The 14,669-nt window shown below is 65.9% G+C and carries 11 protein-coding genes and 2 tRNA genes; 6 read left to right on the top strand and 7 right to left on the bottom strand.

From position 1 onward, the window contains the following. Positions 1–253 precede the first annotated feature (253 nt). On the top strand, positions 254–796 hold the full coding sequence (locus ASF18_RS23480; RefSeq protein ID WP_156649608.1) for a hypothetical protein: 543 nt from the start codon (positions 254–256) through the stop codon (positions 794–796). A 380-nt stretch (positions 797–1,176) separates the two neighbouring features. Here ASF18_RS23480 and ASF18_RS03100 read toward each other — a convergent pair whose 3' ends face one another. Continuing rightward, positions 1,177–1,734 (bottom strand): metallophosphoesterase family protein, encoded by a 558-nt coding sequence (locus ASF18_RS03100; protein ID WP_056349405.1) that lies wholly within the window; start codon positions 1,732–1,734, stop codon positions 1,177–1,179. Between the two features lie 33 nt (positions 1,735–1,767). Here ASF18_RS03100 and ASF18_RS03095 point away from each other — a divergent pair, with 33 nt between their 5' ends. The 4 genes from ASF18_RS03095 to ASF18_RS03075 all read left to right on the top strand — a co-directional run bounded on the left by ASF18_RS03095 (position 1,768) and on the right by ASF18_RS03075 (position 9,869). Next, positions 1,768–4,869, top strand: a complete 3,102-nt coding sequence (locus tag ASF18_RS03095; protein ID WP_244472552.1) for an MHYT domain-containing protein — start codon at positions 1,768–1,770, stop codon at positions 4,867–4,869. 943 nt (positions 4,870–5,812) lie between these two features. Further along, the gene (locus ASF18_RS03090) at positions 5,813–6,970 is read left to right on the top strand and encodes a Gfo/Idh/MocA family oxidoreductase (protein WP_056349398.1); all 1,158 of its coding nucleotides are present in this window, start codon (positions 5,813–5,815) and stop codon (positions 6,968–6,970) included. Positions 6,971–7,163: 193 nt separating this feature from the next. After that, a complete protein-coding gene (locus tag ASF18_RS03085) occupies positions 7,164–8,363 on the top strand; it encodes an MFS transporter (protein WP_056349408.1) in 1,200 nt (399 codons plus the stop codon). A gap of 609 nt (positions 8,364–8,972) precedes the next feature. Beyond that, positions 8,973–9,869: a 3'-5' exonuclease gene (locus tag ASF18_RS03075; protein ID WP_056349391.1), complete on the top strand. Its 897-nt coding sequence runs from the start codon at positions 8,973–8,975 to the stop codon at positions 9,867–9,869. Positions 9,870–9,890: 21 nt separating this feature from the next. Here the strand turns inward: ASF18_RS03075 and ASF18_RS03070 are convergent, their stop codons facing one another. The 6 genes from ASF18_RS03070 to ASF18_RS03045 form a co-directional block, all read right to left on the bottom strand. After that, positions 9,891–10,895, bottom strand: a complete 1,005-nt coding sequence (locus ASF18_RS03070) for an SDR family oxidoreductase (RefSeq protein ID WP_056349386.1) — start codon at positions 10,893–10,895, stop codon at positions 9,891–9,893. Between the two features lie 132 nt (positions 10,896–11,027). Beyond that, a complete protein-coding gene (locus ASF18_RS03065) occupies positions 11,028–11,876 on the bottom strand; it encodes a transporter (protein WP_056217902.1) in 849 nt (282 codons plus the stop codon). Positions 11,877–12,493: 617 nt separating this feature from the next. Continuing rightward, on the bottom strand, positions 12,494–12,862 hold the full coding sequence (locus ASF18_RS03060) for a DUF4440 domain-containing protein (RefSeq protein WP_056217961.1): 369 nt from the start codon (positions 12,860–12,862) through the stop codon (positions 12,494–12,496). Between the two features lie 292 nt (positions 12,863–13,154). Beyond that, positions 13,155–13,230 (bottom strand) — tRNA-Phe (locus ASF18_RS03055). 120 nt (positions 13,231–13,350) lie between these two features. Beyond that, the gene (yacG, locus tag ASF18_RS03050; protein WP_056349384.1) at positions 13,351–13,575 is read right to left on the bottom strand and encodes a DNA gyrase inhibitor YacG; all 225 of its coding nucleotides are present in this window, start codon (positions 13,573–13,575) and stop codon (positions 13,351–13,353) included. Further along, the gene (locus tag ASF18_RS03045; protein ID WP_056217958.1) at positions 13,572–14,213 is read right to left on the bottom strand and encodes a Maf-like protein; all 642 of its coding nucleotides are present in this window, start codon (positions 14,211–14,213) and stop codon (positions 13,572–13,574) included. The genes yacG and ASF18_RS03045 overlap by 4 nt, the downstream gene beginning before the upstream one ends. Positions 14,214–14,475: 262 nt before the next feature. Between ASF18_RS03045 and ASF18_RS03040 the strand changes: the two genes are divergently transcribed. Beyond that, positions 14,476–14,550 (top strand) — tRNA-Gly (locus ASF18_RS03040). Positions 14,551–14,669: the final 119 nt, after the last annotated feature.

Below are 14,669 nucleotides of genomic sequence, written 5' to 3'. Positions count from 1 at the left end.
GCTTCATGGGCGTCCTCTGTCTTGCCGCGGCCCTCGATTGGCTCAAGCGATGACAGACCCTAGCCTCGCCGCATCCGGCGGTCCCACCCGCGACATCCCCGGCTCGCCATTTCAGCGGAACTGGGGATAGCCGTCAGACCGGTTCCGTTTGGCGGTCTGCGGACGCTGCGGTCGCAACCAGTCCGAAACTTCCGCGACGGCATGCTGATACCGGCAAGATCGATCCCGGGTGAGCGATCCGTGTGCGAGGGACATGGCACAAACGTTCAGACGCCGCCTGTTCCTCGAACGGGTTTCCTGCCGGACATCTGCACAACCTCTCGCGCTTGAGGCCGAATTCACGCGGGACAACGTGGATATCGCCTGTCAGGCTCTGTCCTTGAAGCTCGTCTCGCTCGTGGAAGTGGATGATGAGAGCAACTACGCATTTCGGATCACGCGCCCCGGGCTTCTCCTGCTTGCCGGGCAGATCGAGGACGCGGCGGCGCTGATCGATCGGGGGCTAGGCATCAGGCGGCTTCCGATCCCAGCGCCTTGGGGCTTGATCGGCAACAAGCTCCGCCCCGGCGGCCCGGGAATGTCCCTGAAAGGAAGTGGACCTCGTGCCTACGCGACGCAGCTGATCCTGGCGGTCGCCTCCGGCCATGCGATCGTTCAGGGGGATGTCGTTCGCGGCAACGCGAATGCTCCACGTCCTGGCGCGTTCACCGAAGCGCCGCGCCAATCGGAGCGACTCGGAACGTCGTTGCCTTTTAGAGACTGGGGCCGAACCAAGGATCGGGATCACCCAGTGTGATCCGGGCTTGGCCGCTGCTGCCGCACGCGGTGTTCGCGCACCGGATAGGTGCCGGCCGGCGCCTCGACACTCCGTCTTGATCACCCAAGCGTCATCGAAAGGCTTGCCTGGATGTGCAAGCGGCATGTCCGATGTACGTTCAGGCCGATCAGGATTCCGCGTTAAGGAACTGCGTATTACGAATTTTCATATTGCGCTGGTCTGGAGCTCTGCCTGATTATCACCGCACTGCCGTGACCAACCCCAGCGCATGGAGGGCGCATTTCGGGGGTGAAGGATCGAGGTCACGCCACGTAGGAGATGCGAGCGCAGAATCCGCAGCGCCGCGGAAAGTCGGCGAACGCCGAGCCATCTCGGGGGCGTCGGATCGTCGGAAAGGCTCAGCGTAGGCCGCGCGCCGCCATTTCCTCGGGAGCCTGCAGCGCCGCGTCCAGACGCGCGATGAGCGTTGTCAGGTCGACTGGGCGGTAATCGCAGGCATCAGCGCCGACATCACAGGAACGGGTCGTATCCGGCAGGCAGGCATGCGTATGTCCATACAGGTGCCGGGTCTCCCGCCAGAAGCCCGGCCAGGACCGGTGCGGGTAATGCGAGAGAAAGAGCCGCAAAGCGAAGCCTTTGGAATTCTCTACGGTGATACGGGCGCTTTCCACCGGTGGCTCGCTCCAGGGCAGTTCGAGCACCCGGTTCGTATCATGATTGCCTCGCACCAAGCGCTTGATGCCATTCAGGCGAGCAAAGACAGCGGCACAATGCGCGCGGCTGGCATCAGCGGCGAAGTCACCGAGGTGCCAGACCTCGTCGGCCACTCCGACGACCGTATTCCAGCGGGCGATCAGGGCCTCGTCGTGGGCCTCCACGGACCCGAAAATCTGACGTCGACGCTGAACGAGAGATGCGTCACCAAAATGCGTGTCGGCCGTGAAGTATGTCGCCATGCATCCCGAGGAATAGTTGCGCTTCAGAGAGGAATGGAAGAGCCGGCGCGCTGCCACGCAACGAAATTGTGCGACCTCTGTGGCGTTCAAGCTGGCGAAATGTCGCTTGTATCGAGACGACAATCTTCACGGGGTCGGCCTTTCAGCGCGCTGCCACGCGCAGGAACTCTGGCTCATTGGCATCTATTCCCCCGACGCAACCCCAATCAGAGAGGCTCTGAGGCGGACGCGCGCCCCGTCTCCGCCGGGTTCAAGGGACTTGGCCGGGCCGGGCCGGACCGGACCGGACCGCTGGAACGAATGTGGGTTGTTTCCCATGTCCAGCTCACGCACGGCTTCGTGAAGCCGTGCGTGAGCTGGACATGGTCTACAGACAGCGCCTGTTGCCTCCCTGATGGCCCAGTCGTCCTCAGGATCACCGGGTCCTCGGACGGAGGCGGCCAGCACCGTACGGGCAATTCCATGGTTGATACCGGCTACGACCCCGCCCTTGTGGCGCTCTCGATCGCCATCGCGGTCTTCGCTTCTTACACCGCGCTTGACCTCGCCGCGCGGATCCGCGGCGCGACGGCCGGCCTGCGCTGGGTCTGGGTCGGCGCCGCCTCCCTCGCGATGGGGGGCGGGATCTGGGCGATGCACTTCGTCGGCATGCTCGCCTTCGAGATGGGCGCTCCCGCCACCTATGATCTAAGCATCACGGCCCTGTCGCTGCTCGTTGCCGTGACCGCCACGGCGGCGGCCTTCGGCTGGGTCGCGATCCGAGGAACTTCGCTCCAGTCGCTCCTCGTCGCTGGGCCTCTGATGGGCCTCGGCGTTGCCGCCATGCACTATGCCGGCATGTCAGCGATGCGGGTCCCGGGCAACACGGTCTACGATCCGGCCATGGTCGCCGCCTCGGTCGCCATCGCGGTCTCGGCGGCGACCGCCGCTCTATGGCTCGCCTTCCGCCGCAACCGTCTCTGGCAGAAGCTGATCGCCGCCTGCATCATGGGGCTCGCCGTGGCCGGCATGCACTACACCGGCATGGCAGCGGCCAGTTTCACCCTCACGGCGGGCGGCGCCCCCGCGGCGCAGCGGGCGATGCCGGCGGCCGGCCCGCAGAACCTCGCCCTGGCCGTAGCGGGCGTGACTTTCGTTATCCTGTTTCTCGCAATGATGGCGGGCTCCCTCGAACAGGGACGGGTTCAACGACGCCTGCACGTCAGTGAGGCGCGGTTCCGCTCCGCCGTCAGGGCGGTCCACGGCGTCATGTGGAATACCAACGCGGCGGGCGAATTCGTGGAGGAGCAGCCCGGCTGGGAGCAGATCACCGGGCAACCCTTCGTGGAATATCGTGGCGGCGGGTGGACGCACGTCTTGCACCCCGACGACGCGGAGAATGCCCGCCTCGTCTGGGAATTGGCGGTCCGAACAGGCACGCCCTACGTCGTCGATCAGCGCGTGCGTCACCCGGACGGCGGCTGGCGCCATTATGCGGTGCGCGCCGTGCCGGTACACGACCTCGACGGTGCGATCCGGGAATGGGTTGGCGTCCATGTGGACATCACCGAGCGGCATGCCTACGAAGCGGCGCTGCGGGAGGCGCGCGACGCCGCTGAGGAAGCGAGCCGGGCGAAGAGCCGCTTCCTCGCCAACATGAGTCACGAACTGCGAACCCCGCTCTCCGCAGTCATCGGCTATGCCGAGATGCTCGAGGAGGAGGCGGAAGACCTCAGGCAAGACAGCTTTCTTGCCGATCTCGGCAAGATCCGCACGAATGCTCAACACCTGCTCGGTCTGATCAACGACGTGCTCGACCTATCGAAGGTCGAGGCCGAAAAGATGGACGTGTATGCCGAGGACATCATCGTTGAGGCGTTCGCGCGTGACGCCGCCGCGACCGTCGAGGCACTGGTGGCCAAGAAGGGCAACCGCCTCGTTGTCGACCTCGCATCGGACCTTGGCGATGCGCGCACCGACGCGGTGAAGCTGCGCCAGTGCTTGTTCAATCTGATCGGCAACGCCGGCAAGTTCACCGAGGAGGGGACCGTCACCCTCCGAGTCCGGCGCCACACAACGGCGACGGAAGATTGGCTGAGCTTTGCCGTCGCCGATACCGGCATTGGCATGTCGCCCGAGCAGGTGGCGGGGCTGTTCCAGCGCTTCGCCCAGGCGGACGAGACGACAACGCGCAAGTACGGTGGAACCGGCCTTGGCTTGGCCTTGACCAAGGCGTTCGCCGGCCTGATGGGCGGGGATGTCGTGTTGGAGAGTGCCGAGGGGCGAGGGACGACTTTCACCCTGACCGTGCCGGCCGTTCTCCCCGCCGTCGCGGTTTCTGACATTTCTGAGCCCGATGAGCGGTCCGAGCACGGGGCCGGGGGCAACCGGGGCCTCGTGCTCGTCGTCGACGATGAGGCGAGCCAGCGGGACCTCATGGCGCGCTTCCTGGTCCGGCAGGGGTTCTCGGTGCGAACGGCCGGCGACGGCCGGGCCGGCCTCGACTTGGCGCGCACCCTGTCGCCCCGGGTCATCCTGCTCGACGTGATGATGCCGGAGGTCGACGGCTGGACCGTCCTGGCAACCCTGAAGGCCGATGCGGCGACCCGCGACATACCGGTGGTGATGGTCAGCTTCGTGTCCGATGCGGCGCTTAGCGAGTCGCTGGGAGCAGCCGATGCGCTGCCCAAACCGGTCGATTGGGGACGTCTGAAAGCGGTACTCAGCCGGCTCGGCCCTGTGGGCGGCGGGGTGCTGGTGGTGGACGACGATGCGGGAATGCGCGAGCGCCTGCGCCATGTGCTGGAGCGCGACGGCTGGTCGGTGCGTGAAGCCGGCGACGGGGTCGAGGCCCTGGCGCGGGTTCACGAGACGCGCCCCGCCGTGATCCTACTCGACCTCACCATGCCGGTCATGGACGGCTTCTCGTTCCTCCTACGGCTGCGTGCTCTCACCGACTGCAGCGACATCCCGGTGGTGGTGCTCAGCGCCCGGGATATCTCTCCGGCCGAGCGTAACGAACTCACCGGCGTCGATCGCGTCGTACGGAAGGGGGATGCCAGCCTGCAGGAGTTGGCCGCCGAAATCGCACGGCTCGGACAGCCTGCGGAGATGTCGCCCGTCGAAACCTTGGGAGGGAGCCGGCAGAGCGGTTGACCAGCAAGAAGGCAGCGTCCACCCGGTCAACTGCGCGCGCTGGCGCGGGACGAGGTCCGGCTTCACCAGAACTTCGGGCGGACCGCCATCCTCCGCCTCGACCTGCGCGAAGGCCTGGGCACGACACGCTCGAGGCCCACGTCGACCGTGGTCAGGCGATAGGGAGGCCGGGCTGACCCCGCGATGTGGTCGTAACCGGCGCCCAGCACGCCCTCTGGACAGCGTAGACAGAATTTCGACCCTCAATGCGTCGATGGCGCTCATCGCCGCCAGATCGTTCTGGCAGCACAGGCCATCCGGCCCGATACCGAAGGCATAGAGTGCCCTCACCGCCGCGGACCCGCCGCCGTGGTGGTGGTCTCCCTGCGCCCGGGCGCAGTCCGTGATGCCGAGTTCAGCGAGGCCTTGTCGGAAGGCGGCCTCACGGCGCTCCTGGGCAAGCGTTCCCAGCCAGCCCGCGATGTAGCCGAAGCGACAGGCGCCCTGCTCGTACAGATGCTGCGCGATCGTGTCGCTGGCCCCATGGTCGTTCGGCCACCACCGTTTGGACCCAGCGATTGGCGACCGAGGCGTTCATCGATCACGATTGGGAACGCCGAAGCGCGTCACGGCTTCGGGGGTATTCACCGAGAGCGCACCGAGCATGGCGTCAACCTGATTGTCCGACAGCAGGTCCACTGCCGAGGCGAGCACCCCCTCCATCCTCGACCAAGACGAGCATGACCCACTGTCCCTCCGTTTGCGGACGCGTCCTGAGCATCTGTCGAACGCCCCTAACGGCACCTGCGCGGAGCGCAAGGCATCCCTGCGCGTCTGGCTGCATCGCTATGCAACATCCGCTGCAGCGCACAGTTGACGGGACACGCCTTTCGAAACCGCGGCGAGGCCCCCGGCCATGATCGCGACTCCTGACATGCTTCCCCCTTCGCACCCGGAGATTCGCATGAGCCTCGCATCTGCTCTCGGCCTCACCTCGGTTCGAAAGGTTCGCTACGCTTTCGTCGCCCTCGGCGACATCACCCAGGAGGCGATGCTGCCGGGTGTGGCACACACCGGAGACTCCGAAGTGGTGGCTTTCGTCACCGGGGATCCGGAAAAGGCGCGGGGTGTCGGCAAGCAGTACGGCGTCACAAATTCCTATGGCTACGAGCAATTCGGCGAACTCGTCGACTCGGGCAAGATCGACGCGCCCTATATCGCCACCCCGAACTGGCGCCACGCGGAGTTCGCGATCCCCGCCCTGAAAGCCGGCATCCATGTCTTGGTGGAAAAGCCCCTAGAGATTTCGACGGCGAAGTGCCGCGAGATCCTCGACGTCGGGAAGGGCTCGCCGGCGAAGCTGATGGTGGCCTACCGGCTGCATTTCGAGCCCGCAACCCTCGCGACCATCGACCTGATCCGCTCTGGTAAGCTCGGCGACCTGCTGACCTTCGCCTCGACCTTCACCCAAATGGTCTCGCCTGAGAACCACCGGGCTCGCAGTGGCATTGAGGCCGGACCCATCTTCGACATGGGTCCTTACCCAGTGAACGCCGCCCGCTACGTTTTCGGGTCGGAGCCGACCGAAGTGGTCTCCGCCGTCGGCGTACGTCACCCTGAGGCAGGTCTCGGCGATTTCGACGACACGGTCGCCGTGACCTTACGCTTCCCGGGCAACCGCTTGGCGCAGTTCGTCCTATCCTATGTGGGCAATACGCTCGACACCTACACGGTGGTGGGTACGAAGGGCAGCGTCGAGGTAAACCCCGGCTACATGTGCGGCAAGTCTCTCGAACGCACCGTTACCATCGGTGGAAGTAAGACCCACGAGAGCTTTAAGAACACAGACCATTTCGGTGGTGAACTGCGCTACTTCTCCGACTGCATCCTGAACGACCGCCACCCCGAATGCGACGGCGAGGAGGGGTATGCCGACGTGCGGGTCCTGGAAGGCATCGCTAAGGCGCTGAGGACCGGCGAATCCGTCCACCTCGATCCGTTCGACCGGAGCAGGCGGATCGACACCGACGCCCAGCGCCAGACGCTCCGCGCCAAGGCATCGCCCGAACTCGTCAACACGTCGAACCCTGGCAAAGGGAAGGAGAAGGTGCCCAAGAACTGATCGCGGCTCGTTCTCGCCCCCCCGTACCGGACCCTAGAACCATGATCGCATCTACGAGGCCCGAGTGGGCCTTGATTCAAGGCCGGACCGGCACGCCCGGCCTCGACGCGGCGCTGACCGGCGGAAGCCAGCGATGAGCGTCGTCGATCTCCGACAGACAACTCCCCTGGAAGCCGCGGCCGCGGCGGATCGCATGCCCGGCCTGCCGGCGCCTGCGTCGCATCCGAACCTTATTCTCGTCGCGCTGGCGACCGGGGGCTTCGCGATCGGCACCACCGAATTCGCCGCCATGAGCCTACTGCCCGCCTTCGCCCCCGATCTTGGGATCGATGCCGCCACGGCGGGCCATGTCATCAGCGCCTACGCCCTTGGCGTCGTGGTGGGCGCTCCCATCATCGCCGTGCTGGCGGCTCGCGTCGCACGGCGGACCCTCCTAGTCACCTTGATGGTTCTGTTCGCTCTCGGTAACGGATTGTCGGCGGTGGCTCCGAGCTACTCTTGGATGCTGGCCTTCCGTTTCCTCGCCGGACTGCCGCACGGCGCCTATTTCGGGGTGGCAGCCCTGGTCGCCGCCTCGCTTGTCCCGCGCGAGCGGCGCTCGCAGGCGGTTTCGCGGGTCATCGCGGGCCTGACCATCGCGACGGTGGTTGGGGTGCCGCTGGCCAACGGCATCGGCCAACTCGTCGGCTGGCGCTGGAGCTTCGGTCTGGTGACCCTTCTCGCCACGGTGACCGCGATCCTGGTTCGGATTCACGCCCCTCTCGGCGCACCGGCCCGGGGGGCCAGCGCCCTGCAGGAGCTTGGGGCTCTGCGGCGCGGTCAGGTCTGGCTGACCCTCGCCACCGGTGCCATCGGCTTCGGCGGGCTGTTCTCCGTCTACACCTATCTGGCTTCGACGATGCTGGAGGTCACCCACGCATCGCCGAGCGCCATCCCGCCGGTGCTTGCCCTGTTCGGCCTGGGCCTCACCCTCGGGAATCTCGTCTGTGCCTGGGCGGCCGATCGAGCGCTGATGCTCTCGGCCGGCGCGACCCTGGTCTGGAGCGCCTGCGCACTCGCTCTCTATCCCTACGCTACCGGGAGCCTCTGGACTCTCGGGCCGGTCGTCTTTCTCATCGGCTGCGGTGGCGGACTCGCCACGATCCTGCAGACCCGCCTGATGGATGTCGCCGAGGATGCACAGACGCTTGCGGCCGCTCTGAACCACTCCGCCTTCAACGTCGCCAACGCTCTCGGACCCTGGCTTGCAGGGTTCGCGCTCACGGCGGGGTTCGGCCTCCCCTCCACCGGCTGGGTTGGCGTCGCCCTGGCCTTGGGCGGTCTGGCGATCTGGGCGGCGTCGTTCCTCATGGAGCAACGCGTCGAACACCGGCTTGCCATCGACAGGCCGTGAAAGCAGCGAAGCCTGCGTTCCTTGCGGGATCGCGACGTCGCGGCGGTCGGCCCCGTGTGCGAGCCCGTATTACGCTGGTTCTCCACGGGTTCGGGGCGACGGCGAGCGACGGGACATGATAGCAGACGCTGCCTTTCGACATGCAGTATGAGGGACCGGACGATGGTGGGAGGCGAGGACGATCTGCTGAGATTTCTCGATCGCGACGCGGCGGATGCAGTCTTCCGCGAGCATGTTGCCAGAGCGACGGAGGCAGCACCGTTGGCCGATGAAAAGGTTTCCACGGCGTCACCTGCGGTTTCCTTGATGATCACCAATCGTCAGAGAGCCGAGCTCCGGGCCCTTGGGTTTTCGGAGGATACCATTCGGTGCATGACGCCGGCCGAAGCGCATGAGCACCTTGGGCTCGACAAGCCCGGAGGCTAGCGGACCGAATCCACGGCATACCGATGCTCGACGGCGGGACGACCCTGCGCCGCAGCACTGGCAGTCTTCTGGGGATACTGAGCCGACACGGACTACCAGACCGCGCCGATCGGCGCATAAGCTCCGCCCCGGATCGCCCCGGTACGAGTTCGCGCGATCGGAGACCTGCTGGACCTGGACAACGTGGCACCGACGCACGCCCTCGACGTGATCGCAGACGCCCTTGAGACGACGGGCGCGTACCGCGTCCTCCGGCAGCTCAGGCCCTTCGCGGATGCCGACGAGCGGCCGACTGAACCGACCTTCGTCGGCCTGATCGTCGACACGGAAACCACCGGGATTGATCACACCCACGACACGGTGATCGAACTCGGCATGATCAAGTTCGAGTACGGCGCGAGCGGGCGGGTCTATCGCGTACTCGACACGCTCAATCAACTCCACGACCCCGGTCGGCCCATCCCGCCCGAGATCACCCGCCTGACCGGAATCGGTGACGCCGATGTGGCTGGGCAGTGCATCGACGACGAGGCTGTGAAGGCGATGGCGGCCGACGCTGCCGTGGTGATCGCCCACAACGCCAGCTTCGACCGCCAGATGTGCGAGACCCGCTGGCCAGTCTTCGCCGAGAAGAACTGGGCCTGCTCCTGCCATCAGGTACCCTGGCGCGCGGAGGGCCACGAGGGGCTGAAGCTCGGCTACCTGCTCATCGATCACGGGTACTTCCACAAGGGCCACCGCGCCATCGACGATTGTCACGCGCTGCTGGCACTCCTCGCGGCGCCTCTGAAGGCCTCTGGGCGTTTGGCTCTCGCCTGCCTGCTCGAGACCGCGCGCAAGCCGACGGTGCGCGTCTGGGCCACGGGCTCTCCCATCGCCACGAAAGACGTCCTGAAGGGACGAAGCTACCGCTGGAGCGGGCGGCGACGCTGCTGGTACATCGACATTGAGGAGGAGCGTCTCGACCTCGAGCGCGCCTTTCTCTGCCAAGAGATCTTCCAGCGCGAGGTCCACGACTTCGTGGCGGACCGGATCACCGCCCGGGATCGATTCTCCGTCCGAACCAATCCGGAAATCTGAGTCAGTCTGAGGTCGGCCGCCTCACAACGGACGCTTGGCACGCCGCCCGAGAACCAGGGCTGTCACCGTCGCGAGACCGGCGGCGATCGACAGGGTGGTCAGTGGATGGAGTGTGGCGCGCGTGTAGGCGCTGGTGCGCATCACGTAAATCGGCGGGTCGCCACGCTCTGCGCCGGCCTGAACCGGGGCGTGCAGGGCACCGGTCGGGTTCCGGGGCGTCTCGGAACGCTTCTGCAGGGCAATGATGGCGGGCGCGAGTTCGTCGTAGGCGCCGGGCACGAACTCCTTGCCCATGACGAACATCTTGCCGGCCCCGCCCACGAAGATGTCCCGCTGCGGATGTACGGCCGCGTGGAGGATGGCGTTGGCGACCTCGGACGGCGGATAGATTGGCGGGGGCAGCGTCGGCTCCCGGTCCATGTAATTGCGCGCCCGGTTCGGCAAGGGCGTGTCGATGGAGGTAGGCTTGACCAGGATGACCGAGACTGGCGCGCCCTCGGCGATCAACTCCATGCGTAGAGTGTCGGTGAATCCCTTCACGGCATGCTTGGAGGTTGCGTAGAGGCCCTGGAACGGGAAGGCGAGGTCAGAGGCGACGCTTCCGACATTGATCAGGGCTCCGCCGTGCCGGCGCAGGTGCTCGACCGCGACGAGGGAGCCGTTCACCGTACCCCAGAGATTGGTTTGGATCAGGCGCTCATGATCGGCGTAGTCGATCGCGCTCAATGGGCCGTAAACGGTCAGCCCGGCAACGTTGACCCAGGTGTCGAAACCACCAAAGCTCGCCCGCGCCTCGTCGGCGATCGCCTGCACGTCGTCGCGCCGACCGACATCCGCCGTCACGGCGACGGCGTGACCGCCCTCGGCCTCGATCTCGCTGACCACGCGCGCGAGGACATCGGTGCTGCGGGCCGCCAACACGACTCGGGCGCCCCGCTGGGCGGCCATTCGCGCGGTCGTCAATCCGATGCCGCTAGAGGCCCCGGTGATGACAATAACCTGATCCCGCAGGGCCTTGTGTCTCATGCACCCGCCTCCTCATCAAACCCAGCGATCCGCCGGCTGAGGAACATACGCACGAAGCAGCCGGCTGTTGCGCGAAGGAGGCCAGCTTGCGTGCATTTCGCGCAGGCCAGCGTAGCCTGCGCTGGGCTCGTCCTAGAACTTGCGCAGGATGGGACGTGATCCCTCCGGCAGGTCCTTGTCTTGGTAAATCGGCACCGTGGCGCGCAGCCACCCACGGGTCTCGAGGCCTGCATAGTTGCGCTGAACGATGTCGCGCGTGACGTAGGCCTGAAGGTTCACGGGGCCGAAATTGTAGCCGACGAGCGCGCCCACCGCGACTTGGCCCTGACGTGCGTAGCTCGGATCGTGCGTCGGGAGATCGGTCGATCCGAAAGCGACCGGCCCGACCTCCCACCGGTCGAAATGTTTCGTGGCCGTGAGGTCGAGATTGAGGAAGTCCGGGTAAAAGGTCCCGCTGGACGAGCGCGTGTCGAAGAAGGTGCCATAGAGGAAGTTACCCGTCAGATTCCAGCCGTCGCCGTTGTAGGTGATGGCGAAGCGCTGATGCAGGACCGGGTTCTGGATGACGATCTCCGTGTCGCTCGGGAGATAAGCGCCGAGGAGGTAGCTGAAGTTCACGTCGTGCCCGAGCTTCCAGGCCACCTGCGCGGCCAGCAGCGTCTGGCCGAACCCGCTCTGGTAGGCAGCCCCCCGGGTGCTCGACGCCACGATCGGTTGCAGGACGACGAATTGCAGTCGTCCTCCGACGACCTCCGCCGGGGTCGCCCAGATGAACGACGGCAGGTTGATGTTCGAGTCGGTGGAGCGTGGAGCGAGATCGCGCGAGCCAAAACTCGACGTGTTGATGAAATAGAGGCCCACCGGCAACGGCGCACCCGGCGGTTGCCCCACCGTCTGCCCCGGCTGTGCCGCCGAACCGGCCCTCGCGGAAGGGCTGCCCAACGCGAGGGCCAGGAGGACGGCAATCGGCGCGCCCTGCATTGTCCGGCGAAACCCAGCTGTCTTCATGTCCATGGTCCAAACCAGCCTGTTATCGGCTGGGGTTCATGACATGCCGATCGCGAGGATGGTGTCCTCCTATACGCGCGGCGCACAGTTGCAGTGGTGCCGTCGCCGTCGCGCAACACCCGCCGCCGTCGCCCGACAGCGACCATCGCCGCGGCGTCCATGGCTCACCTCATCGGGGCCGAAATTGCGCCGCGCTCACGGTGGATGGAACCCGATCCTCGGCGGTCTCTTCCCCGTATGAAGCACGAACCTGAGAGGGAAGCATGACTTCGGACAAGGCAGAAACGGATACCCGCGCCATCCCGCCTAGGGCCAAGTCGCTCGTCGAACCGCGGACCAGCAACGATGCCGCCGAGGCCGGCCCGACCTCACCCGGCAGTGTCGAGCCGTCCCGTAATCGGGGGCCGGAGACGGGCGGTTACGACGACCACTCGCCCAGCCGGCACCCGACGAATAAGGAAGGCGGGTATGGCGCCGGCTGAAGGCGGTCAACGGGGCATCGTACATCGGCAGGATGCCCCGTGCAGCCTCATCGCATCCGGTCCAACGACCCGCCCCAAGCAGAGGCGGCGGGCCGTTGTGTGTGACGGTCAGTCGTTAACAGCGGGAATGGCGAGGGGCGGCGTCTGCTGGTGTTGGACGACCTGCCAGACTTCATGTGAGATCCGGCGATAGGTCGACGTACAATTGGCTTCGTACGACTCGTCGTCGCGCGATGCCTTGGCATGATAGGCGATGATGATGAGACCCTCCTGGGGACGCGAGATCTGGCCTTTCGTGATCTTAATGCCCGACCAGCGTGGGGTCGCGGCAACCGCCTCGATCGCTTGTGCGCCGCTGAGCACGAAGGGCGGCGTCGGCAAGACCATGAGACACTCGTCGTCGACCAGTTCGCGGTAATGGTTTGCGTCGCCAGTCCATAAGCTCTTCTCGAACGACCAAACGCGATCATCGTCCATGGCAGTCTCCTCCAACTTCAACAGAGTCGAAGGATGACGCCCCTTGTGCGCGGTTCGTTCCCTCCTCCGACGCGGCGGAACCCGCGTCGGAGGAGCCACGGGCCGGGTCGAAAGCACAGGGAGCCAAGATGGCGGCGCATTGTGACCGACGGTCAGTCCGAGGCGAGGCAGTCTCTATACGGCTCGCGCAGCAGACTCGACCGGCCTGACAGAGCCACTCAGACCCCGCCATCCACCGCAGTGCGATGGTTGATACCGAAAGACGGAACGTCCGTTAGAACTCGGGAATCAATGGTGCCCAGGGACGGAATCGAACCGCCGACACTGCGATTTTCAGTCGCATGCTCTACCAACTGAGCTACCTGGGCCTCAGCCGGTTCGCGTAAGCGGCACCGGCTGGAGCGGGGGTATAGGGGGTGGATTGCAGCCTGTCCAGCCTCGATTGGAAGAGATTTTGACGGGCGCTTTTCGCGCCGGAGCGACGATCTTCAGGCGGTCTGGTCCGGGCGTGGCTCGACGCCATCGGCGTCCTCGTCCTCATCCTCTGCGGTGGGGATGGCGTAGCGGTCAGTAAGCCAACGGCCGAGGTCGATATCGGCGCAGCGGGCGGAGCAGAACGGAACGTAGGCAGGCTCGGACGCCTTCTTGCAAATCGGACACAGGTCGAGCTGCATGGGGCCAGAGCGTCTGCGGCCAGGGTTCGGATCGCTCATGCGGGACCTCCCCAGGCACTGCGGACTGGAAAGCCCTCCCCATCCAGGAGACTGACTGTTTCGTAGAGCGGCAACCCGACCACCGCGCTGTACGATCCCACGAGCTTGACCACGAAGGCCCCGGCCAGACCCTGAATAGCGTAGCCTCCGGCCTTGCCGCGCCACTCGTTGGAAGCGAGGTAAGCCTCGATGTCGCGGGAGGACAGGCGCTTGAAGCGCACCCGGGTCTCCACCACCCGCTCACGCCGGACATCTTGGGGCGTGAGGAGGCAGACGGCCGTGTAGACCCGGTGCTGGCGCCCGGAGAGCAGCCGCAGGCAATCGGCCGCCTCACCCGGCAGCTCGGCCTTGGGGAGCACCCGACGCCCCACTGCCACGACCGTATCCGCCGCGACGAGGAAGGCCTCGCGCATGTCATCCCGCCGCCGCGCTGCAGCCCCGGCGGCCGCGAGTTTTTCGCGCGCAAGGCGTCGGGCGAGTTCGCGCGGCGTCTCCGATTTCCGTGGCGTCTCATCGATATCAGATGCCAGTAGGGCATCGGGGTCGATGCCGACCTGCTGCAGGAGTGCGAGGCGCCGGGGTGAGGCCGACGCTAGAATAAGTCGGGCGTTCCGGCTCGGGCCTGGAGTTTCGTCGATCGTCGTCACGTGCTGGCCGTCATGCGCAGGGTTGGCATCCTGTATGGGGGACGTATGGAGAACGTTCGGCCGATGCTACGCCGCGACGGGCGCGCGGGCGGCCAAGCCGGGAAGGTAGTCGGAACCTAGCGGAAACCCCTAGCCTTGTGAACGTACGCCTGGGTGTCCCTGGCGCCGCCGACCCGTGGACAACGGATGTAGGTCTGATATGGTCCCGCTCGTGGCCCTGGCGGCTACCGTCGCGGCCTCCCCTCCGCGTCGTGCGGGCGTAGTTCAGTGGTAGAACGTCAGCTTCCCAAGCTGAATGTCGTCGGTTCGATCCCGATCGCCCGCTCCAACTAACTCGTTGAAGCATCAGCAGTTCTAACCCTCTACCGCTGATCTCGCGTTCCCTACGTTCCTGGCCTGCCCCCATTCGGTGGCCCAGGTTCGAAGTTAGTGCATCGTCGGTCGCGT

This window comes from Methylobacterium sp. Leaf89 (assembly GCF_001422215.1).
GTDB lineage: Bacteria > Pseudomonadota > Alphaproteobacteria > Rhizobiales > Beijerinckiaceae > Methylobacterium.
Note: the sequence above shows the minus strand (reverse complement) of the source record. Positions and strands in the feature narration are given on the sequence as shown.

Coding starts and splice junctions, on each gene's coding strand:
- ASF18_RS23480 (WP_156649608.1), top strand. CDS start 254: ATGGCACAAACGTTCAGACGCCGCCTGTTCCTCGAACGGGTTTCCTGC.
- ASF18_RS03100 (WP_056349405.1), bottom strand. CDS start 1,734: ATGGCGACATACTTCACGGCCGACACGCATTTTGGTGACGCATCTCTC.
- ASF18_RS03095 (WP_244472552.1), top strand. CDS start 1,768: ATGGAAGAGCCGGCGCGCTGCCACGCAACGAAATTGTGCGACCTCTGT.
- ASF18_RS03090 (WP_056349398.1), top strand. CDS start 5,813: ATGAGCCTCGCATCTGCTCTCGGCCTCACCTCGGTTCGAAAGGTTCGC.
- ASF18_RS03085 (WP_056349408.1), top strand. CDS start 7,164: ATGCCCGGCCTGCCGGCGCCTGCGTCGCATCCGAACCTTATTCTCGTC.
- ASF18_RS03070 (WP_056349386.1), bottom strand. CDS start 10,895: ATGAGACACAAGGCCCTGCGGGATCAGGTTATTGTCATCACCGGGGCC.
- ASF18_RS03065 (WP_056217902.1), bottom strand. CDS start 11,876: ATGCAGGGCGCGCCGATTGCCGTCCTCCTGGCCCTCGCGTTGGGCAGC.
- ASF18_RS03060 (WP_056217961.1), bottom strand. CDS start 12,862: ATGGACGATGATCGCGTTTGGTCGTTCGAGAAGAGCTTATGGACTGGC.
- yacG (WP_056349384.1), bottom strand. CDS start 13,575: ATGAGCGATCCGAACCCTGGCCGCAGACGCTCTGGCCCCATGCAGCTC.